The sequence below is a fragment of the Streptomyces sp. I05A-00742 genome (assembly GCF_013055795.1).
Taxonomy (GTDB): domain Bacteria; phylum Actinomycetota; class Actinomycetes; order Streptomycetales; family Streptomycetaceae; genus Streptomyces.
This window is the reverse complement of sequence record NZ_JABETO010000061.1, coordinates 1-20494: the sequence shown is the minus strand read 5'-3', so window position 1 is coordinate 20494 and position 20494 is coordinate 1. Positions and strand designations below refer to the sequence as shown.

Genomic DNA, 20494 nt, shown 5'->3' with positions numbered 1-20494 from the left:
GTCATCCGAGTCTAGGCGGCCCCACTGACAGCCGGTCCCCCTTCCCGGACCGCCGTCGCGGGGAAGCGCCGTGGCGCGGGTCACGTCCGGAGGACGGTGATGAAGATGTCGGCCGTGGTCAGCGCCCCGACCGTGCCGAGGACCGGCGCGTTCACCTTCTCCTCGTCGCGCTGTACGTACACGAGGGCGAGGACCACCATCGGCAGGGCCAGTTTCAAGCCGATCTTGAAGGTGTTGACCGTGTGGCCCTCGGCGCGGTGCGGACCGGCCAGTGCCATGCCGGTGACCAGCATGGTCAGGGCGCCGTGCAGCATGGCGGGGACCATCCGGGCCTCCCCCTTGCCCATGGCCTTCCTCTGGGCCGGGCAGCCGCCGAGCAGGGCGGTGATGCCGACGATGGGCGGGCCGATCATGGCGTGAATGAGGAGGTCCATGAGGGCCGACTCCAACCGTATGCCCCCGGCTCCTTGTATATCGGGGTCCATACCACCAACTCGCCCTTAACCGGGCAAAGATCATTGATTCGATCAGGCCCGGGCCGGATCTCTCCGCAGGGCCGAGGGGATCGCGGTCCGCGCCAGTCGATTCACCGCCGGTTCCGGTCATTAACCGCCATGTGCGTTACCGGGAGACAGCGCGGTTTAGCGTCCTGCCCCAGAACGGCGGTGGTCCGCGCTCCCCCCTCGTGCGGGCCACCGCCGGACTGTCCCCCGCCTGCCCCCGGACAGGAAGGAAGTGACGGCCACAGTGGCGTCGCACCGAAAGCCCAAGCACCACCCGCTCCTCGGCGGTACCGCCCGGACGGCGGCCGGCCTCGCCCTGGCGGGCGCCGCCACCGCCACCGCACTGGACGGCACCGGTCACGCGGCGCCCCAGCGGACCCCGGACGAGGTGAGGGCACAGGTCTCGCGCTACTACCGGCAGGCCGAAGCGGCGACGGAGCAGTACAACGGGGTGAAGGAACGGACCGACCGGGCCCGGGCCGTGCTCGACGGCCTCCAGGACGACGCCGCGCGCCGGACCGAGCGGCTCAACGCCGCCCGCGACTCACTCGGCTCGTACGCCGCCGCCCAGTACCGCACCGGAGGCATCCCCTCCTCCGTGCGGCTGCTGCTCTCGTCCTCGCCCCGGCACTTCCTGGACCGGGCGTCGATGGCCGAGCGCACCGGGGCCAGGGAGGCGTCCGAGGTGTCCCGGGTGCGGGAGGAGGTGCGGCAGGTGCGGCAGGTGCGGACCACGGCCGAGACCAAGCTGCGCGAGCTGGAAGCGGAGCAGGAGGCGCTGGCCCGCCACCGCCGCACCGTCGAGGCCAAGCTGGCCGCGGCCCGGGATCTGCTCCGCACGCTGCCCTCCGCCGCCCGCACCGTGGACGACGGGCAGGTCACGGGCGCCGTCCACACGGCCGGGCGCTCGGTGGCGTCCGCGGCGCGCACGGTGACGGCACCCGCCGGGCACGCCCCGACGGCCCGCGCCGCCGAGGCGGTGGCCTTCGCCTACCGGGCGCTCGGCAAGCCCTACGTCTGGGGGGCCACCGGCCCCGCCGGCTACGACTGTTCGGGGCTGACCCAGGCGGCCTGGCGCGCGGCCGGCGTCTCGCTGCCGCGCACCACCTACACCCAGATCAACTCCGGGCACCGGATCGCCAGATCCCGGCTGGCCCCGGGCGACCTGGTGTTCTTCTACTCCGGCGTCAGCCACGTCGGCCTCTACGTCGGCGGCGGGAAGATGATCCACGCCCCGCATCCGGGGGCGGCGGTCAGCGTCGCGCCCGTGGACTCGATGCCGTTCGCCGGTGCGACGCGGCCCGCGTGACCCCGCGGCGGGTCAGGCCGTCAGCTGCCTGGTGAGCCACCGGAAGACCTCGGGGACCTGTTCCTTCCAGACGGCGGTGTTGTGGCCGCCGGCGTCGGCCGGGATCTCCTTGACCTGCACGGTGGTCGGCAGCTTCGCGGCCTTCTGGATGTCCGCGCCGGCCCGGTAGCCGTCGCGCTCGCTGCCCGAGAAGAACAGCGCCACGGGCGGCGGCGTCTTGGCCCGCTTGAGCATCTTCAGCGGGTTGTTCGCGCGGCGGAGTTCGAGGGTCTTCGCCGTGAGCGAGGCGCCGACACCGGCGGGGTCGTTGTAGCCGGAGAGGCTCACCCCCGCGTGGAAGCGGTCGGGATGGGCGATCGTCAGCTTGGCGGCGCAGTGCGCGCCCGCCGAGTACCCGGCGACGCCCCACGCCTCGGGCTTGTCGCTGACGCGGAAGTTGTCCAGGACCATCTTGCGGACGTCGAAGCTGAGCCAGGTGTCGGCGTTGATCGTGCCGGGGGTGTTGGCGCAGCCGGTGTCGACCTTGCCGCCGAGGAGGGTGGTGCGGGGCGCGACGATGATGAAGGGCTGTATCTCGCCCCGCTCCATCATGGGCTTGAGCTGCTCGTTGACCTTCAGGGTGCCGAACCACGCCTTCGCCGAGCCGGGGAAGCCGGGCAGCACCTCCACCACGGGGAACTTCTTGTTCTTGTACCTGGGGTCGTCGTACTGGGGCGGGGTCCAGACGTAGACCTCGCCGTTCACGCCCGAGACGGCGCCCTTGAGCTGCGTCTGCCGGACGCCGTCCCCCATGCGCGAGTCGGAGACGTCCTTGAACTTCTGGATGACCTTCGGCAGGTCCTTCATCTTCTTGCCGCCGGTGCCGTCCGCTCCCAGGTTGGCGGCCGAGGTGACGTGGTTGCCGGTGCCGAGGAGGTCGTCCCAGTCGTCGTACAGCGCGTTGGCGTTGTTGACCACCACGAAGACCATGGTGATCGCGGCGGCCTGGGCGAAGAGCAGCATGACCAGTCGCGCCACGTACCGGATGATCCGCGGGCCCGGGATCCTGCTCCACAGCAACAGCGGCAGCAGGAGTGCCACCACGACCAGGACGATCGTGGTCACGAAAAAGGGCGTACCCATCAAGCTCATCGAGTCAGCGGCTCTCGTTTCCGAAGTCAGGCCCGGTGGACCCCGGCCCTTCCTCGTGAGAGCCATTCACCCTCAGCAGATGGTTCTAATGTGACTATGGTTCCCTTCTGGGACAGAAGGTGCCATCTCTCACACCAGGCGCCGGGCCGCCGCCCAACGGGTCAGCTCATGGCGGTTGGACAGTTGGAGCTTGCGCAGCACGGCGGAGACGTGGGATTCCACGGTCTTCACCGAGATGAACAGCTGCTTGGCGATCTCCTTGTAGGCATAGCCGCGCGCGATCAGCCGCAGGACCTCGCGCTCACGCTGCGTGAGGCGGTCCAGGTCCTCGTCGACGGGCGGCGCGTCCGTCGAGGCGAAGGCGTCGAGGACGAAGCCGGCCAGCCGCGGGGAGAACACGGCGTCGCCGTCCCGGACCCGGAAGATCGCGTCGATCAGATCGGTCCCCGTGATCGTCTTGGTCACATAGCCCCGGGCGCCGCCCCGGATGACCCCGATGACGTCCTCGGCGGCGTCGGAGACGGACAGCGCGAGGAAGCGGACCGGCGCCTCGGACGCGGACATCAGCGGGGCGCAGCGGCGCAGCACCTCCACCCCGCCGCCGCCGGGCAGATGGACGTCCAGCAGGACGACCTCGGGCCGGGTCGCGGTGATGACGGAGACGGCCTGGTCGACCTCCGCCGCCTCGCCGACGACCTCCACTCCCGTCCGGTCGGTGGCACCGATCTCCGCCTGCACTCCGGTGCGGAACATCCGGTGGTCGTCCACCAGCACCACCCGTACCCGGCGATCCGTCGGTTCGGTCGTCGTCCCGTTCGTCATGACGTCTGTTCCGCCCTCTCCATCTCCAGCTCCACTTCCGTCCCCCCGTCGGGAACGGAACGCAGGCGCGCCGTGCCCCCGTTGCGCTGCATTCTGCCGATGATCGACTCGCGGACGCCCATCCGGTCGTCGGGCACCGCGTCCACGTCGAAGCCGGGCCCCCTGTCGCGCACCGAGACGAAGACCGTACGCCCCTCGACCTCGGCGTACACCTGGACGGCGCCGCCCTGGCCACCGTACTTGGCGGCGTTGACCATGGCCTCGCGCGCCGCCTGCATCTGCGCCCGCAGCCGTTCGTCGAGCGGGCAATCGCCGACCACGACGACCTCTATGGGCACCCCGTGGTAGTCCTCGACCTCGGCGGCGGCGGCGCGGACGGCGTCGGCCAGGGTCTCGGGCTCCTCCGACTCGTCCTTGCCGTGGCCCTCGGGGTTGTAGAGCCAGGCCCGCAGCTCCCGTTCCTGGGCGCGGGCCAGGCGGGCCACCTCCCGGGCGTCATCGGCGTTGCGCTGTATCAGGGTGAGCGTGTGCAGGACGGAGTCGTGGACGTGGGCGGCGACCTCGGCCCGTTCCTGGGCGCGGATGCGCATGGTCCGCTCGGCGGAGAGGTCCTGCGTCATGCGCACGACCGAGGGGCCTGCCAGCAGCGCTATGCCGACCAGGACGGCGAGCGACGCCTGCAGCACGGTGCCCAAGTGCTCGGCGGAGCCCTGGAGGACGACTATGCCGGTCACTCCGGCGCCGACCAGCAGGACGCCCGCCGCGCCGCGGGCGAGGGGCAGCACCCGCTTGCGCCGGCTGACCTCCATCCAGTGGGCGCGCCGGGCGTTGTCCGCCTGCCGCCAGACGAGGGCGACGCCCGCGCCGATCAGCACCAGCGGCCAGACGTAGACGTTGGCGCGGCCCAGGTGGAGGCGGTCGATGAGGATCGCGGCCCCCACGATGAGGGCGATGAGCGCGAAGACCTGACCGCGGTCGGGCTTGCGCGCGAACAGGTGCCTGCGCCCGTCCGGCGCGACCTCGCTGTCCGCCGCCCGCGGTGCCTCCACGCCGCCGACGCCGAGCGGCACGACGAACCAGAACACCGCGTAGAGCAGGGCGCCGATGCCCTGCGCCATGAGCAGGGCGAGGAAGACCAGCCGCACCCAGGAGACGGGCACGCCCAGATGGCCGGCGAGCCCGCGCGCGACGCCGCCGAGCATCCGTCCCTCGGCGCTGCGGTAGAGCTTGCGCAGGGGGACCGTGTCGGTGGCGGCGGGCGCGTAGGCACCGCCGGCCCGGGGTTGCGTCGTCGATGCGCCGGTCATGGCTCGATCGTCACATGTCGGGGGCGGCCGCGGTATCGGGGTCGTCCCTGACCGGACCCCTATCCGTCCCCTACCCGGCACCCGTCCCGGGCCGGTTCGGGACGCCGTTCACCCTGGACGCCGCTCGCCACCGGACCGCACTCACCACCGGACACCGGCCCATGCCGGACACCGGGCCCATGCCGGACGGCGATCACTGCCGGATGACGCGGAACCCGTCCCGGACGGCGTCGAAGACCGGGCGGTGGCGGTCCCACCGGGCCGCGGGCGCGGACAGGTAGACGGCGTACTCGTCGCCGCCCGCGCGGCCGAAGCCCAGGTCGATGGCGCGGTACTCGCGGACGCGGCCCTTGAACGCGAACTCCCAGACCGCGGCCGGGTCGCCCCGGTAGGCCGTGGCCTGCATGCGGAGCCGCCGGTAGCCGTCGACCTTGGTCCTGACCTGCCGCTCGACCTCCTCCCAGTGCTTGAGGTGGTCGGGGCTCGCCAGGTCCAGAACGTTGACCTTGAGGTCGACGAGGCCGGTGGGGTCGATGTAGTCCACCTCGACGGCCGACTTCTCCCTCCGGGTCCAGCCGTCCGGCACCGGGAAGGCGACTCCGAGGCGCTTCTCGGTCACCAGGTGGTAGCCGGGCGGCACGGGCGGCGGCGAGGACGGCGACGGCGTGACCGGGGCGGAACTCCGCCGCGGCGCCGGAGGCGTGGGGTCCTCGCCCTCCCCGTCGTCCGGGAGGAGCAGGTACGTCCCGGCCGCCACCAGGACGCCCAGCACGGCCGCCACCGCGCCCCACCGGACGGCACGGTTCCGCCGGCCGCCGCCGGGCCGCTCCGGCGCCGGCCGGGCCGCGGGGACGGCCGCGGGCGGACCGACGGCGGTGGGGACGGTGGGGAGCGGTGCGGGGGCCGGGGGCGGGACGGCCGGGCCCGCGACCGGGCCGTGGTCCGGCGGGAGCACGGGGGCGGTGACGGCCTCGGACCGCGGCGCGGGAGCGGCGGTCTCCGGTGCCGGGAACCGGCCGGTCCGCGGCTCGGCCGCGGGCTCGCGCAGGATCTGTTCGACCAGCTCGGCCGGGGGCCGCAGTTCGGGGTCCCTGGCCAGCAGCGTCTCGATCAGCCGGGTCAGCGGGCCGGCCCGCAGCGGGGGCTCCAGCGGATCCACGGCGATGGCGTACGCGGTCTCGACGGGCGTGGGCCGCTGGAACGGCGTCCGGCCCTCGACCGCCTCGTACAGGGTGGCGCCCAGCGCCCACAGGTCGGAGGCCGGCCCCGGGCGGGCGCCCCGGACGCGCTCGGGCGCGATGTAGTCGATCGAACCGACCATCTCGCCGGTCTTGGTGAGGGTGGAGTTGCCGGCCAGGTGCGCGATGCCGAAGTCGGTGAGGACGACGCGGCCGTCGTCGCCGAGCAGGACGTTGCCGGGTTTGACGTCGCGGTGCAGCACATCGGCCGCGTGCGCCGCCCGCAGCGCGGCGATCATGCCGCGGCCGATCCGGGCGGCCTCCTCGGGCGCGAGGGGCCCTTGCTTGAGGACGTCGCCGAGGGTCTTCGACGGGACGTGCTCCATCACGATGCACGGCATCCCGTCGTCCTCGACCACGTCGTGGACGACGACCACGTTGGGATGGCTGATCCGCGCCGCGCTGCGCGCCTCCCGACGGGTCCGCTCGTACAGGGTGGCGAGCTCCTCCTCGTCCAGCCCTCGGGAGGCGTGCAGTTGCTTGACGGCCACCTGGCGCCCCAGCAGCTCGTCCTCGGCGCGCCAGACAGTGCCCATGCCGCCGCGGCCGATGCGTTCGAGCAGCCGGTACCGGCCGGCGAGCAGGCCGCCGGACACCGGACCGGACATGCCGGCCGGCGCACCGGACAGTGACTCGGACACCGTGCGCCCCTCCGGATGACGACTGTCTGTTCGATGCGCCACCCTAGCCGCCCCGATCTCAGGGGCGATCTCAGGGAACGGCCAGGGTCACCACGGATGCCGCTCGCCGGTCGCGGTTGACACCATGGGCCCATGACCGACGCACCGTCCGCCGAGAGCCCGCAGCACGGGGACGCGCCACCCGCCGCCCCGAGGCCACCGCTGCGGCGCAGCCGCGACCACAAGGTGATCTCCGGTGTGTGCGGAGGCCTGGGCCGCTTCTTCGACCTGGATCCGGTGATCTTCAGGGTGGCCCTGGGGGTCCTGGCGGCCACCGGTGGCCTCGGCCTGATCGTGTACGGCTTCGCGTGGCTGCTGATTCCCCTTGAGGGCGAGGAGGAGAACGAGGGCCGCCGGATGCTGTCGGGCCGGGTGGACGGCCCGGCGCTGACGGCGGTGCTGTGCGCGCTGGTGGGCTGCGGACTGTTCCTGTCCATGCTCAACAACAGCGGCGCCATGTCCTTCTCACTGATGCTCACCGTGGTGCTCGTGGGCACGGCCTACTGGTCGCAGAAGCGGCGGGTCCCGGACGCCGATGAGGAGCCGGCCGCCGTGCGGGGCGCGCCGAAGCAGGTCAAGGCGCAGAAAACCATGGACGCGCCGCCCGAGACGCAGGCCCCTCCGCCGTTGGTCGTCCAGTCCTGGTGGCGGGACCCGGTAGTCCAGCTCGGCCCCGGGGCCACACCGCACCACCACCCCGGCTATCTGTGGGGTCCGGACGACAGCCCGTACGAGGCGTACGCCCCCGCGAAGGAACGCGCGGCGCGCCGGGTGCGGGAGCGGGACAGCCGGCAGCTCGCCGGCTGGACATCCCTCGCGGCTCTCGTGGCCTTCGCGGCCGGCACGGGGCCGACGTGGAACAGCCACCCTCTGGGCACTTCGCTGGAGATAGGCCTGGGGTGCGCGCTGGCCGTCTACGGGCTGGGCATCGCCGTCAGCTCCCGCTACGGGCGCACCGGCGGCGCCACGATCACCATGGCGGTGCTGACCGGGCTGCTGCTGACGGGGGCGGCCGCCCTGCCCAAGTCGGTCACCACGGAGTGGCGCCGGGAGACCTGGCGTCCGGTGAACGCGGCGGAGCTCCGGCCCGCGTACGAGGTCGGTACCGGGGAGGGCACCCTCGACCTGACGGCCCTGCCCTGGCGGACCGGCACGCGGCCGGTCGTGACGAGCGCCGAGGCGGGTGCCGGCCGGCTGGTCGTCGTCATCCCGGAGGACGTCACGGCGGACCTGACCGTCGAGGTCGGGATCGGATACATCAAGCTGCCCCAGGACGGGCGCGACGACGTGGACGTCAAACCCCGGCAGAAGAAGCACGTGACCGTGGCTCCGCCACCGGGGCACCTGTCGCGCGGCACCCTGGAGCTGCACCTCAAGACCGCCATCGGTGAAGTGGAGGTGACCCGTGCGGCGCCATGAGTTCGAACCCGGCAAGCTCATCTTGGGGCTGGTCCTGCTGGGCGGCGGGCTGGCCTACCTCGCGGCGGCGGCCGGCCGGTGGCGCTTCCCCGCGTTCGTGCTGCTTCCCACCCTGGTCGGGGGCCTCTGCCTCGCCGGAGCCGTCTCCTTCCTCGGCTTCCTCGTCCGCCGGCACCGGGCCCGCGGGCGCCGGCGGGCCGAGGAGCGGCGAACCACCCCGCCGGACGCCCTCAGGTGAACAGGGCGCCGCGCCGCGCGCGCCCCCGGCGGCGGGGCCGTACCGCGTCCGCCGAGAGGACGGGCGCGCCCGCGATGACCAGCGGCAGCCAGGCCATCAGGTACACGAGGTCGTTGCCGTAGTAGTAGGGCGTCGCGGACCAGCTGACCGTCAGCCACAGGCACAGCGAGATCAGCGCGCCCCCGGCCGCCGCCACCCGGGCGAACAGTCCGAGCAGCGTCGCGGCTCCCACGGCCAGCTCCCCCAGGCCGATCGCCCAGCCGAAACCGACCGGGCTCCGCAGCCCCAGGTCGACGAGCCAGGGGGCGGCGGCGCTGTCCCGGCACTGGCGCATCAACTCCCCGAGGGAGCCCGGCCCCTCGCTCGCCAGGAATCCGGCGTCGGTGAGCTTGTCGAGCCCCGCGTAGACGAAGGTGACCCCGAGGAAGAGACGCAGGGGCAGCAGTGCGTACCGGGAGGCCGACGGACGCCGCCCCGTGCCGCCGCCCGTCGGTTCCCCTCGTCCCAGGAATGTCATGCCGTCCACCGCTCCTCTCGTTTCCCGGCGCGGGCAACGGCTGTCCGCCCGCGCCCCGATCACGCGTCGTACGCCATCCGACCCTACGCATCATCAAGGCGGCGCGGAGCGGTGCGCCCACCCGGAACAGGGCACGAAAAACCGCGCCGTTCTCCGTCCACAGCTGTGGACGGAGAACGGCGCGGGCGGGCCTCAGGGCCCGGGGCCCAGGAAGCGGGGCTCAGGAAGCGGTCACTCCCACTCGATCGTCCCCGGCGGCTTGCTCGTCACGTCGAGGACGACGCGGTTGACGTCCCGCACCTCGTTGGTGATGCGGGTCGAGATCTTCGCCAGTACCTCGTACGGCAGGCGCGACCAGTCGGCCGTCATCGCGTCCTCGGAGGAGACCGGGCGGAGCACGATGGGGTGGCCGTACGTACGGCCGTCGCCCTGGACGCCGACGGAGCGGACGTCGGCCAGCAGGACGACCGGGCACTGCCAGATCTCCCGGTCGAGGCCGGCGGCGGTCAGCTCCTCGCGGGCGATGGCGTCGGCCTCGCGCAGCAGGTCCAGGCGCTCCTTGGTGACCTCGCCCACGATGCGGATGCCGAGGCCGGGGCCCGGGAACGGCTGGCGCTGGACGATCTCCTCGGGGAGGCCCAGCTCCTGGCCGACCATGCGGACCTCGTCCTTGAACAGCTGGCGCAGCGGCTCGACGAGCTCGAACTCCAGGTCCTCGGGGAGGCCGCCCACGTTGTGGTGGGACTTGATGTTGGCGGTGCCCGTGCCGCCGCCGGACTCGACGACGTCGGGGTAGAGCGTGCCCTGGACCAGGAACTGGACGGGCTGGTCGTTGGGCGCCTCGGCCACGATCTCGGCCTGGGCCTGCTCGAAGACCCGGATGAACTCCCGGCCGATGATCTTCCGCTTCTCCTCCGGGTCGGAGACACCGGCGAGGGCGGACAGGAAGCGCTCCTGCGCGTCCACGACCTTGAGCTGGACGCCGGTGGCGGCGACGAAGTCCTTCTCGACCTGCTCGGTCTCGCCCTGGCGCATCAGGCCGTGGTCCACGTAGACGCAGGTGAGCTGGGAGCCGATGGCCTTCTGGACGAGGGCCGCGGCGACCGCGGAGTCCACGCCGCCGGACAGACCGCAGATGGCGCGCTTGGTGCCCACCTGCTCACGGATGGCCGCGACCTGCTCCTCGATCACGTTGCCCGTGGTCCAGGTCGGCTCGATGCCGGCGCCGCGGTAGAGGAAGTGCTCCAGGACCTGCTGGCCGTGGGTGGAGTGCATCACCTCGGGGTGGTACTGCACGCCGTAGAGCTTCTTCTCGTCGTTCTCGAAGGCCGCGACCGGCACGACGTCCGTGGACGCGGTGACGGTGAAGCCCTCGGGGGCGGCGGAACAGGCGTCGCCGTGCGACATCCACACCGGCTGCTCGGCGGGGGTGCCCTCGAACAGGGTCGAGGAGGGCTTGGAGACGGCCAGCGGCGTGCGGCCGTACTCGCGGGCGCCGGTGTTGTCGACCGTGCCGCCGAGGGTCGTGGCCATCAGCTGGAAGCCGTAGCACATGCCGAAGACGGGGACCCCGGCCTCGAACAGGGCACGGTCGAGGGTGGGGGCACCCTCTTCGTAGACGGACGACGGCCCGCCGGAGAGGATGATCGCCTTCGGCTTCCTGGCGAGCATCTCGGCCACCGGCATGGTGGACGGGACGATCTCGCTGTAGACCCGGGCCTCACGGACGCGACGGGCGATGAGCTGGGCATACTGCGCGCCGAAGTCGACAACGAGGACCGGCTCCGCGGTGTGGTCGTGGGCGGCGGGAGGTGGTGCTGCTGACACGGGAGCGGCCCTTCCGGCGGTCGGGGGTGGGGGGTCTCTATTTGTCGATTCTACCGGGACGGGGGTGGCCGCTTTTGTCTCACCATCCGAATGCGGTTGGCTCCGGCACCCCCCGAGGGCCATACTGTCCGCCATGCGCAAGCACTCGACCTTCGTCTTTACCTATGGCACCGGCCCGTCCGGCTGCCATGGTCGTGCTGCTTGAACTGACAAGCACTTCCACAGAGCGCCCCGGGCCGGCCAAGGCCCGGGGCGCTCTGTCGTTCTCCGGAGACCTCGGCGGTACCGGGCCCCGACCGGGATCCAGGAGACAGAACCATGAGCAACGCCACGACCGTCATTCCCGCCACCGCCGACACCGGCGCCCGCACCGACGAGGCCGCCCGGCTGATCACCGGTGCCCGGGAGCGGATCGACGGCCTCGACGCCCGGATCATCGCGCTCGTCCAGGAGCGGATGGCCGTCTCGGAGGAGATCCAACGCGAGCGCATCGCCTCCGGCGGGCGGCGCGTCAGCCTCTCCCGCGAGATGGAGATCCTCACCCACTACAGCGACCGGCTGGGCAAGAACGGCACGGTGCTCGCGATGACCCTGCTGGACCTGTGCCGGGGCCGTGTCTGAGGGCCGCACGGCGAACGGGCGCGGCCTTCGGAGGCGGCCGCGCGGCGGAAACCCGCCGCCCGTCCCGTCACCCGTACGGCGCGTGACCGCGTCCGGACCGCCTTCGTTGGATTCGGTGTCCGCACCAGCCAGGAGCGGCCCACCTGAATCCACGCGTGGTCTCCGCCCCTGTTCACCTGGGCGCCCGGCAACGACAGGGCGGATCCACCGGAGTGTGAGACGCGCATCGACGCGCGTCGTGGGACCTCATTCCGGTGGTACGGCGGCCGGTCGGCAGGGGACAGCAGTCCGGCCGCCACCAAGGAACGGTCGGTTTCGGGGACGCCCGGAACCGACCGTGTCCGCTCTGGACGGTTGCGTCCGACCGGGTTCATACCCCACGATGCGAAGAGGGCACCAAAGCCTTTGCACCGTACCGCCATTGGTCGAACCACCGGAAGACCATCACGCACCACCCGAGGACCAGCGGCGCTCCCCCCGGCGCCGTTCCGCGGCACCGAACCGCCCTGATCACGGTGCCGGCAGTCAAGGGCCCCGTGGCCGTCCGCACGCCCCCGCGTAGACGGTCCGGGGCCCTTGGCCTGCCGTCGACTCCTCGGCGACCGGCCGGACTTGGCGGCTCCCGCTCACTCGCGGGGCGCGCGGGGCACCGGCGGCACCGGCAGGAAGGGCAGCTTCAGCGCCCCGAACGCGTCCTTGGGCACCACCGGACGGCGCGGTTCCACGGCGGCCACGCGCTCGTACGGCCTCCCCTGCTCCGGTCTGGGGTCGGTCTCCCCCTTGTTGGGCCAGAAGGACATGGCGCGCTCGGCCTGGGCCGTGATGGTGAGCGACGGATTGACGCCGAGGTTCGAGGTCACCGCGGAGCCGTCCACGACCGAGATCGAGGGGTGGCCGTACACCCGGTGGTACGGGTCGAGGACACCCCGGTCCGGGGCGGAACCGATCGCACAGCCGCCCAGGAAGTGCGCCGTGAGCGCCCTGCCCATGAGCTCGCCCACATTGCCGCCCGCGAACCCGTTGATCTCCTCGGCGACCCTGGTGGCCGCCTCCGCCGCCTCGGGGATCTGCACCGGGCTGGGTGCGCCGTGCCCCTGCCGCGCGGTGAGCAGCCCCTTGCCGGGGCCGCGCTTCCGGCGGTACGTGGTCAGGGAGTTGTCGACCGACTGCATCACCAGCCCGATGATGCTCCGCTCGGACCAGCGCCGCTTGGAGAACGACCGCAGCAGGACCGCCGGGTGGCGCGCGCAGGACGCGGCGAAGGCCAGGACGCGGGGGGCCCTGCCGCCGATCGGGACCAGCGGGATGGACAGGAACCCCATGGCGTTGGAGCCCTTGCCGTAACGGACGGGCTGGATGTGCGTGTTCTCGTTGGGGTGCACCGACGAGGTGATGGCCACGCCGCGGGTGAAGTCCACGCCGGACCCGTGGACTTTGCGGTAGCGACGGTCGTCGGCCTGTGCGCCGAAGACGGCTTCGGAGTTCGTCCTGGTCAAGTGGCCCAGGCGGGGCGAGAGTCGGGGGAGCAGACCGCGGTCCCGCATGGTGTGCAGCAGCGTCTGGGTGCCGTACGTGCCGGCGGCGATCACCACGTGCTCCGCGTGCAGCACGCGGGGGCGGGCGTCGCGCCGCCGGTCGGTGGGGACGGTGACCACGCGGCAGCCGCCGTCGCGGAGTTCGCTCACCGCCATGACCTTGGTCAGCGGGTGGATCACGGCGCCGGCCCGCTCGGCGAGGTGCAGGTAGTTCTCGTTGAGGGTGTTCTTCGCGCCGTGCCGGCAGCCGGTCAGGCACTCGCCGCACTCGATACAGGCGGTACGGGCGGGACCGGTGCCGCCGAAGTACGGGTCGGGCACCTCGGTTCCCGGCGCGACCCGTCGGTTGCCCTCGCCGTCCTGTCCGTCGCCGAAGAAGACGGCCACCGGCGCGGTGTGGAAGGTATGGCCGAAACCCATCCGCTCCGCGGCGGCCTTGAGGTGGACATCCGACGGCGTCGTCGTCGGGTTGAGGCGTACACCGAGCATGCGCCGCGCCTGCTCGTAGTACGGCTCCAGCTCCTGCTGCCAGTCGGTGATGTCGGCCCACTGCGGGTCGGTGAAGTACGAGGGCGGGGGGACGTAGTGGATGTTGCCGTAGTTGAGCGAGCCGCCGCCGACGCCTGCGCCCGCCAGGACCATCACATGGCCGAGCACATGGATGCGCTGGATGCCGTAGAGGCCGAGGGCCGGTGCCCACAGGAAGTTGCGCAGGTCCCAGGAGTTCCTGGGGAGGGTGGCGCGGGTGAAGCGCCGGCCGGCCTCCAGCACGCCGACGCGGTAGCCCTTCTCCGACAGCCGGAGGGCCGAGACCGCGCCGCCGAAGCCGGAGCCCACGACGAGGACGTCGTAGTCGAACTCTGCCACCAGTACCTCCGTAGGTGTGTCCGGGATGGTGCGGGGTGGTTCGGGGCGGGGGCGGGGCGGGTCAGCGCAGGCGCAGGGCCTTCAGCGCCCGCAGTCCGCCGGTCATCAGCCGGGTGTACGCGGCGTCGTCCAGGCCGAGGGACGGTGCGAGCGGCAGCAGGCGCTGGTGGGCGACGGTCTGGGCCTCGGTGTACTTGAGGATGCCCTCGGAGCCGTGGCGGCGGCCGATCCCCGATTCGCCCATGCCGCCCATGGGCGCCGTGGCGCTGCCGTAGGCGGCCGCGTACGCCTCGTTGACGTTGACCGTGCCCGCCCGCAGCCGGCCGGCGATCTCCCGGCCGCGGCGCCCGTCCCTGGTCCAGACGCTGGCGTTGAGGCCGTACGACGTGGCGTTGGCGAGGCCGACGGCCTCGTCCTCGTCGTCGAAGCGGTACACCGACACCACCGGGCCGAAGGTCTCCTCGGCGCACACGGCCATCGGGGCCTCGACGCCCTCCAGGACGGTGGGCTCGTGGAAGAGGGGGCCGATGTCCGGCCGGGGGCGGCCGCCGGCGAGGACGGTGGCGCCCTTGGCGACGGCCTCCTCCACATGCCGGACGACCGTCTCCAGCTGCCGCCGGGAGGTGAGCGAGCCCATGTCGGCGCCGTAGGAGAGGGAGGCGCCGAGCCGCATGGCCCGGGTGCGGGCGGTGAAGCGCTCCAGGAAGGCGTCGGCGACCGAGGTGTGGACGTACAGCCGCTCGATGGATATGCACAGCTGTCCGGCGGACGAGAAGCAGCCGCGGACCGCGCCCGCCGCGGCCTTCTCCACGTCCGCGTCGCGCAGGACCAGCATGGCGTTCTTGCCGCCGAGTTCGAGCGAGGAGCCGACGAGGCGGGCGGCGGCGCGCTGTGCGACGTCGCGGCCGGTGCGGGTGGAGCCGGTGAAGGTGACGTAGTCGGCGTGGGCGACGACCTCCGGGCCGACGACCGGCCCCTCACCGAGGACCACCTGCCAGACCGCTTCGGGCAGACCCGCCTCGATCAGCAGCTCGCGGGCCCACAGGGCGGTGAGCGCGGTCTCGGTGTCCGGCTTCATCACCACCGCGTTGCCCGCGACGAACGCCGGGAGGGCGTCGCCGACGGACAGTTCCAGCGGGTAGTTCCACGGGGATATCTGGCCCACCACGCCCCGCGGGCGGCGCAGTTCGGTGACCTTGGTGAGGAGGGGCAGCACCCCCATGTGCGCCTTGGGGCGCAGGTAGGAGGCGGCGCTCCGGCCGTAGTGGCGGGCGGCGACGGCGACGGCCTGGATCTCCTCGTGCGCGTGCAGACGGGCCTTGCCGGTCTCCAGCTGGATGAGGTCCAGCACCTCGGACTGGCGGCCGAGCAGCAGGTCGTGGAAGCGCAGCAGCACGTCCGCGCGGCGGCGGACCGGCGTCTCCGCCCACCGGCGCTGTGCTTCGCGTGCCCGTGCGAAGGCCGTCGCGACGTCCTCGGGGGTCGACTCCGGGAGCCGGGCCAGCTCCTCCTCGGTGAACGGCGTGTGGCTGGTGGTGGTCCCGGATCCGGTCACACCGCGGGTGAGGCGGGCGACGAGCTCCGGGGTGACCACGTCGGCCGCCGTCCGGGTGTCCTTGGCCGGGGCGGCGGGGTTGCCCCCGGGTGCCGCCGGGGCCTCTGTCGCCACTGCTGAGCTGTGCCGCGAGTCCGTCATGAGGGCGAGCGTAGGCGGGGGCGCGACCTTTGGGTACCCGCAAGTAGCTTGTTTTCGCCGGTCATCCACAATCACGCCAGTGTTTGGTGGCGCAATGGCGGGCCTCCGGCCGCCCACCTGCGCCGTCAGCGCCCGGAGACCGGCCGCGTCCGGGCGAAGCTCTCCAGCACGGTGTCGAACTGACGGCGTCCCTCGGCCGACTTGGCGGCCGGGGCCGACACCCACACGTCGTACATCTTGCCGCCCTCGTTCCAGCAGATGTCGTCGGTGTGGCGCGCGCCCGCCGAGTCCTCGAAGCCGTTCCAGGTGAACTCCCAGGAGGCGGCCTGGTTCCCCTTGTGCGTGGTGCGCGACACCCGGCCGTCCCGGTAGCCCGGATAGCGGTCCGGGGCCTGGGACGCGGAGTTGCGCATGACGCCGATCGGGCCCTCCTCCTTGGGGTCCGAGATCAGCACGCCGATCCGGAACTCCTTGCCGGGCGAGTAGTAGAAGACGCGCGGCGGCTCGAAGGAGCGGGTGTAGCCGTCGGGAACGGCCAGGGTGAAGCCCGCGGGGTCCTTGACGGTGTGGTAGCCCTCCGGCGCCTTGACCTCCGCGGTGGCCGGCGGCGGGGTCGCGGAGACCGTGGGCAGCCGGGAGGCCGAGGCCCGGTCGGAGGGCCGGGGCGTACCGGTGACCCGCGCGGCGGACGGACGGCCGCTCTCGCTGCTGGGCACCGCGTGCACGGACTTGTCGTCCCGCTTCTCGTCGTCCCTGAGCATAAGCAGGGCTGTCACCCCCGCGCCCAGACCGGCCAGGGTGACCAGGGCCACGCCGGCCAGCAGGGCCGTACGGACCCGGACCGTGCGGTTCTGCGCGCCGGACGGCGCCGGCGGCGGGACGATCGCCGCGGGCGGGGTTCCGGGCACCCCCGTGGGGGTCGGCTCCGGCGAGGACGGTGCCGGCGGGGGCGACGGCACGGGCGTCGGGGTGGGGACGCTGCGCTGCGTGGGCGAGTAGTGCACCGCCGCGGCCGGGGTGCGGCCGGTCTCCAGGTAGGCGCGCAGCAGCCGCTCCGCCTCGTCCGCGCCCATCCGCCGGTCGGGGGCGCGTTCGAGCAGGCCCCGGACGACCGGCAGCAGCGGCCCGGCCGCCGTCGGGGGCCGGATCTCGTCGTAGACCACCGCGTGCAGGATGCCGCCCAGGGAGTCGCGGTGGAACGGCGATTCGCCGCTGAGGACCGTGCACAGCAGCACCCCCAGCGACCACAGGTCCGACTCGGGACCCGCCTGGCCGCCCGCCATCCGCTCGGGAGCGGTGTACTCGGGCGATCCGACGAACGCCCCGGTCTCGGTGATCGTCGTGGCGCCCGACACCTGGGCGATGCCGAAGTCCGTCAGCACCACGCGGCCCGTGGCCGACTCCAGGAGGACGTTCGCCGGTTTGATGTCCCGGTGCAGGACACCCCGCTCGTGCGCCGCGCGCAGGGCGCCCAGCATCGCGATCCCGATCCGGGCCGCCTCGCGCGGGTCCACCGTTCCGTCCGCCGCCAGCCGGTCGGACAGCGACCGGCCGTCCACCAGCTCCATGACGATCCACGGCCGGCCGTCCTGCTCCACGATGTCGTGCAGCACGATCACGTTCGGGTGCTTGATGAGGGCCACCGTACGGGCCTCGCGCAAGGTGCGGTCCTGGTACGACTGGGCGGCACCGGCGGACGCGGCGTCGTCCGTGTGCAGCTCCTTGACGGCCACCTCGCGGCCCAGCAGCTCGTCGGTGGCGCGCCAGACGGTGCCCATGCCACCGCGCCCGATCCGCCGCCCCAGCCGATAGCGTCCCGCGATCACGCCGTCGTGTGCAGCGAAACTCCCCATGGGCAACATCTTGCCCCACGTGGTCGCCGCACGGGTGCGGCCCCGGTGGCCGGGGCCCGTACGGCCCCGAGAACCCGTCCCACACATCCGCGGAGAACACGCCCGCCGCTCCTGGCCCCCTCATGACCGCCCCGCCTCCCCGCTCCGAAAAGCTGCCCGCCCCGACGCCTCACTGTCCCGACACCTCACTGCCCCGAGTCTTCCCGGCCCGGACGCCCGGACCGCCGGGGCCGGCCCTGATACGTCCCGGAACCTCCCTCGGGGATTCCCCTGAGCCGCGACCCCGAGCCGCCCGCCCTCCTGAGTCGCGCCCCCGAGCCCAACCCCGTCCCGGCCCCCCGGAACCCCGGGCCAAAGTAGGTCAGGATCCGACCTATACCTCCCCTACGCTGCGGCCATGAGCAGCCCCCGCCCCCGCATCACCGACGACCAGCGCCGCGCCCGCCTCGGGCGGCGGCACCTCCTCGCGCCCGCGCACCGGGCCGGCTCGGCCGAGGAGGTCGCCGACGCCCTGGTGGGACTGCACGCGACGGACCCGGCGACCGTGTACCTCTCGGCGTGCGCCCGGCTGACGGAGCCGTCCGCGCAGGAGGTGGACAGGGCCCTGTACGAGGACGTCACGCTGGTGAAGCTGCTGTCCATGCGGCGCACGCTCTTCGCCGTGACCACCGGACTCGCCCCGTACGTCGACTCGTCCACCGCGAGGGCCATCACCGCCCGCGAACGCAAACAGTTGTTGAAGCACCTGCGGGAGAACACCGAGGAGGGGACGCACTGGGACGAGGAGCGGCTGGCCGCGGCCGAGCGGGCCGCCCTGGACGCGCTGGCCGTCCGCGGCGAGGCGACGACGGCGGAGCTCAACAAGGACGTGCCCGCGCTGCGGGAGTCGATCGTGATGTCCCCGGACAAGCCCTACGCCGCCCGGCAGAGCGTCGGCAGCCGGGTCCTGCGGCTGCTGGCCTCCGACGGCCACATCCGCCGCGGCCGGCCGCGCGGTTCGTGGACGAGCAGCCTGTTCCCCTGGGCGGCCGTGGAGCAGCTGCCGGAGCTTCCCGTGCGGGAGGCGAAGGCCGAACTGGCCCGCCGCTGGCTCGACTCGTTCGGGCCCGCGACCGAGACGGACCTGAAGTGGTGGACCGGCTGGTCGCTCGGCGACACCCGGACGGCGCTCGCCGACGCGGGCGCCGTCGACGTCGAACTGACGGCCGGACCCGGACGCGCGCTCCCCCACCAGCCGGACGAGGACGTGCCCCCGGACGAGCCGTGGGCCGCCCTGCTGCCCGGCCTCGACCCCACCACGATGGGCTGGCGCCACCGCGACTGGTACCTCTCCCCCGACCACGTCCCCGCCCTCTTCGACCGCGTCGGCAACGCCGGGCCCACCGTCTGGTGGAACGGCCGCGTCGTGGGCGGCTGGACGCAGCGCGCGGACGGCGAGGTGGTGTGGCGGCTGCTCACCGACGTGGGCCGGGAGGCGGTCGCCGCCATCGGCACGGAGGCGGAACGACTGGCCGCCTGGGTCGGTGGGGTACGGGTGACGCCCCGCTTCCGCACCCCGCTGGAACGAGAGTTGGCGGAATGAGGCGGATCGCTGTGCGGCCCTCCCGTTCCGGGCATGGATGACCCTGTGCGGACGCAACCCGCCACCTGGACGACGGCGTCATGTACCGGGGGGTTGAAGTGGCCGAGAACAGTACGAAATGGATGCCGGCCCAAGGGCCGGACGACATCGCTCCGCGCCTCGTCGAGGCCCGGCGCGCCTTGCACTCCGGAGCGGCCGGCGCCGCCGCCGCACTCTTCCTCGTACTGCAGGAGGAGGCCGCCGGACTGCGCCTCGTCGGCGAACAGGCGACGGCGCTCGCCGGCCTGGGGGACTGCGCCCTGGAGACCGGGGAACTGACGGACGCGCGCGACCACTTCGCGGAGGCGGAGCTGCTGCTCGCGGACGAACCGCTGCCGCGCCGGGTGCCGGCCCTGCGGGGGCGGGCGACCGCGCATCTGCTGGCCGGGGAACTGCGGTACTGCTGCTACCTGCTGGAGGCCGCGCTGGACGAACTGGACGTCTCCGGTCAGCGGGACCCGGAAGCCCTGCTGGCGCTCTGGACGACGGCCATCGCACCGTACATGGACATGGGGGCGCACGCGCGGGCGGCGCGCGCCGCGGAGCTGGCGCTGGCGCTCGTGGCGCAGGTCGACGATCCGGTGCTGGTGGCGAGCGCCCACCGGGGGGTGGCCCGGACGCTCGTCGTCGAGGGCCGGTTCGCCGAGGCCGCCGCGTCGCTGACCACGGCACAGGAGCTGTGCCGGGACCTGGGGATCCGCACCGGACTGGCGCACTGTCACTGGACGCGCGGCTACGTCCACGCCCAGGACGGCGACCTGGTCGGCGCGGAACGCGAACTGCGCACGGCCCGGGGGATGCTGGCCGCCCAGCACGCACCGCTGTTCACCGCGCAGGTCGAGGTGGAGCTCGCGGACGTGCTGCGGCGGCGCGGACGGGCCGAGGAGGCGGCCGGGTTACTGACCCCACTGCTGTCGCCGTCCGCCCTGGGGGCCGAGCGGGGCGCGGTGCACGCGGGCGGGGCGCACCGGCTGCTCGGCATGATGGCCGAGAACCGGGGGGACACCGAGGCGGCGGAGGAGCACTACTGCGCCGCCCTGTCGCTGCTGGAGCGCACCGGGGCGGCCGGTGACCTGGCCGACCTGTGCCGGCTGCTGGGCGACCTGCTGCGGCGGACCGGGTGCACGGACGCGGCGCTCAACGCGTACCGCACGGGGCTCGGGCACCGGGCCGCGCCCGGGACGACGACGCTGGGGCCGGCGCCGCCCGTGCCACTGCGGCGGCCCTGCGGGTGACCGCGCGCGGGAGCCCGGCGCACCGACGGGGGCGTGCGCCCGGGGCTCCCGTCCCCACGGCCCGCGCCGGGCTGC

The 20494-nt window shown here is 73.2% G+C and carries 16 protein-coding genes; 6 read left to right on the top strand and 10 right to left on the bottom strand.

The features are described 5' to 3' along the window. Positions 1-80: 80 nt before the first annotated feature. Entirely contained in the window at positions 81-434 is a 354-nt protein-coding gene (locus HN013_RS30675) for a hypothetical protein (protein WP_171172045.1), read from the bottom strand. Between the two features lie 313 nt (positions 435-747). On the opposite strand from HN013_RS30675, the gene HN013_RS30670 reads away from it, so the two are divergent. Continuing rightward, entirely contained in the window at positions 748-1812 is a 1065-nt protein-coding gene (locus HN013_RS30670) for a C40 family peptidase (protein ID WP_171172043.1), read from the top strand. Positions 1813-1824: 12 nt separating this feature from the next. Here the strand turns inward: HN013_RS30670 and HN013_RS30665 are convergent, their stop codons facing one another. The 4 genes from HN013_RS30665 to HN013_RS30650 form a co-directional block, all read right to left on the bottom strand. Then, on the bottom strand, positions 1825-2943 hold the full coding sequence (locus HN013_RS30665) for an esterase family protein (protein ID WP_171172041.1): 1119 nt from the start codon (positions 2941-2943) through the stop codon (positions 1825-1827). Positions 2944-3072: 129 nt separating this feature from the next. Continuing rightward, on the bottom strand, positions 3073-3765 hold the full coding sequence (locus HN013_RS30660) for a response regulator transcription factor (RefSeq protein WP_171172039.1): 693 nt from the start codon (positions 3763-3765) through the stop codon (positions 3073-3075). Then, complete coding sequence (locus HN013_RS30655; RefSeq protein ID WP_171172037.1) at positions 3762-5072, bottom strand: ATP-binding protein; 1311 nt, start codon at positions 5070-5072, stop codon at positions 3762-3764. The genes HN013_RS30660 and HN013_RS30655 overlap by 4 nt, the downstream gene beginning before the upstream one ends. Before the next feature lie 193 nt (positions 5073-5265). Further along, positions 5266-6846 carry a serine/threonine-protein kinase gene (locus HN013_RS30650; RefSeq protein ID WP_249375629.1) on the bottom strand — a complete coding sequence of 527 codons (1581 nt, stop codon included), beginning with the start codon at positions 6844-6846 and terminating at the stop codon, positions 5266-5268. A gap of 237 nt (positions 6847-7083) precedes the next feature. On the opposite strand from HN013_RS30650, the gene HN013_RS30645 reads away from it, so the two are divergent. Beyond that, a complete protein-coding gene (locus HN013_RS30645) occupies positions 7084-8409 on the top strand; it encodes a PspC domain-containing protein (RefSeq protein ID WP_171172035.1) in 1326 nt (441 codons plus the stop codon). Next, entirely contained in the window at positions 8396-8647 is a 252-nt protein-coding gene (locus HN013_RS30640) for a hypothetical protein (RefSeq protein ID WP_171172033.1), read from the top strand. Before HN013_RS30645 ends, HN013_RS30640 begins: the two co-directional genes overlap by 14 nt. Here HN013_RS30640 and HN013_RS30635 read toward each other — a convergent pair. Beyond that, on the bottom strand, positions 8640-9164 hold the full coding sequence (locus HN013_RS30635) for a DoxX family protein (protein ID WP_171172031.1): 525 nt from the start codon (positions 9162-9164) through the stop codon (positions 8640-8642). The two genes, HN013_RS30640 and HN013_RS30635, sit on opposite strands and share 8 nt — an antisense overlap. A gap of 231 nt (positions 9165-9395) precedes the next feature. Further along, the gene (gene guaA / locus HN013_RS30630; protein WP_171172029.1) at positions 9396-10991 is read right to left on the bottom strand and encodes a glutamine-hydrolyzing GMP synthase; all 1596 of its coding nucleotides are present in this window, start codon (positions 10989-10991) and stop codon (positions 9396-9398) included. A gap of 318 nt (positions 10992-11309) precedes the next feature. Here guaA and HN013_RS30625 point away from each other — a divergent pair, with 318 nt between their 5' ends. Next, positions 11310-11612 (top strand): chorismate mutase, encoded by a 303-nt coding sequence (locus tag HN013_RS30625; protein WP_171172027.1) that lies wholly within the window; start codon positions 11310-11312, stop codon positions 11610-11612. A gap of 626 nt (positions 11613-12238) precedes the next feature. On the opposite strand, the gene HN013_RS30620 is transcribed toward HN013_RS30625, so the two are convergent. The 3 genes from HN013_RS30620 to HN013_RS30610 all read right to left on the bottom strand — a co-directional run bounded on the left by HN013_RS30620 (position 12239) and on the right by HN013_RS30610 (position 17563). Further along, entirely contained in the window at positions 12239-14014 is a 1776-nt protein-coding gene (locus HN013_RS30620) for a GMC family oxidoreductase (protein WP_171172025.1), read from the bottom strand. Positions 14015-14075: 61 nt separating this feature from the next. Beyond that, positions 14076-15710, bottom strand: coding sequence for a succinic semialdehyde dehydrogenase (locus HN013_RS30615; protein WP_171172023.1), 1635 nt, complete (start codon positions 15708-15710; stop codon positions 14076-14078). 125 nt (positions 15711-15835) lie between these two features. Further along, complete coding sequence (locus HN013_RS30610; protein ID WP_249375627.1) at positions 15836-17563, bottom strand: serine/threonine-protein kinase; 1728 nt, start codon at positions 17561-17563, stop codon at positions 15836-15838. A gap of 397 nt (positions 17564-17960) precedes the next feature. Here HN013_RS30610 and HN013_RS30605 point away from each other — a divergent pair, with 397 nt between their 5' ends. Both HN013_RS30605 and HN013_RS30600 read left to right on the top strand, forming a co-directional pair. Next, entirely contained in the window at positions 17961-19145 is a 1185-nt protein-coding gene (locus HN013_RS30605; RefSeq protein WP_171172019.1) for a winged helix DNA-binding domain-containing protein, read from the top strand. Positions 19146-19225: 80 nt separating this feature from the next. After that, complete coding sequence (locus HN013_RS30600) at positions 19226-20419, top strand: tetratricopeptide repeat protein (RefSeq protein ID WP_212765018.1); 1194 nt, start codon at positions 19226-19228, stop codon at positions 20417-20419. Positions 20420-20494 lie beyond the last annotated feature (75 nt).

What these genes read in the sequence shown, in the direction of transcription:
- HN013_RS30660 (WP_171172039.1), bottom strand. Translation starts at nt 3,765, where the DNA reads ATGACGAACGGGACGACGACCGAACCGACGGATCGCCGGGTACGGGTG.
- HN013_RS30650 (WP_249375629.1), bottom strand. Translation starts at nt 6,846, where the DNA reads ATGGGCACTGTCTGGCGCGCCGAGGACGAGCTGCTGGGGCGCCAGGTG.
- HN013_RS30600 (WP_212765018.1), top strand. Translation starts at nt 19,226, where the DNA reads ATGTACCGGGGGGTTGAAGTGGCCGAGAACAGTACGAAATGGATGCCG.
- HN013_RS30665 (WP_171172041.1), bottom strand. Translation starts at nt 2,943, where the DNA reads ATGAGCTTGATGGGTACGCCCTTTTTCGTGACCACGATCGTCCTGGTC.
- HN013_RS30605 (WP_171172019.1), top strand. Translation starts at nt 17,961, where the DNA reads ATGAGCAGCCCCCGCCCCCGCATCACCGACGACCAGCGCCGCGCCCGC.
- HN013_RS30625 (WP_171172027.1), top strand. Translation starts at nt 11,310, where the DNA reads ATGAGCAACGCCACGACCGTCATTCCCGCCACCGCCGACACCGGCGCC.
- HN013_RS30635 (WP_171172031.1), bottom strand. Translation starts at nt 9,164, where the DNA reads ATGACATTCCTGGGACGAGGGGAACCGACGGGCGGCGGCACGGGGCGG.
- HN013_RS30610 (WP_249375627.1), bottom strand. Translation starts at nt 17,563, where the DNA reads ATGGGGAGTTTCGCTGCACACGACGGCGTGATCGCGGGACGCTATCGG.
- HN013_RS30615 (WP_171172023.1), bottom strand. Translation starts at nt 15,710, where the DNA reads ATGACGGACTCGCGGCACAGCTCAGCAGTGGCGACAGAGGCCCCGGCG.
- HN013_RS30655 (WP_171172037.1), bottom strand. Translation starts at nt 5,072, where the DNA reads ATGACCGGCGCATCGACGACGCAACCCCGGGCCGGCGGTGCCTACGCG.
- HN013_RS30675 (WP_171172045.1), bottom strand. Translation starts at nt 434, where the DNA reads ATGGACCTCCTCATTCACGCCATGATCGGCCCGCCCATCGTCGGCATC.
- HN013_RS30645 (WP_171172035.1), top strand. Translation starts at nt 7,084, where the DNA reads ATGACCGACGCACCGTCCGCCGAGAGCCCGCAGCACGGGGACGCGCCA.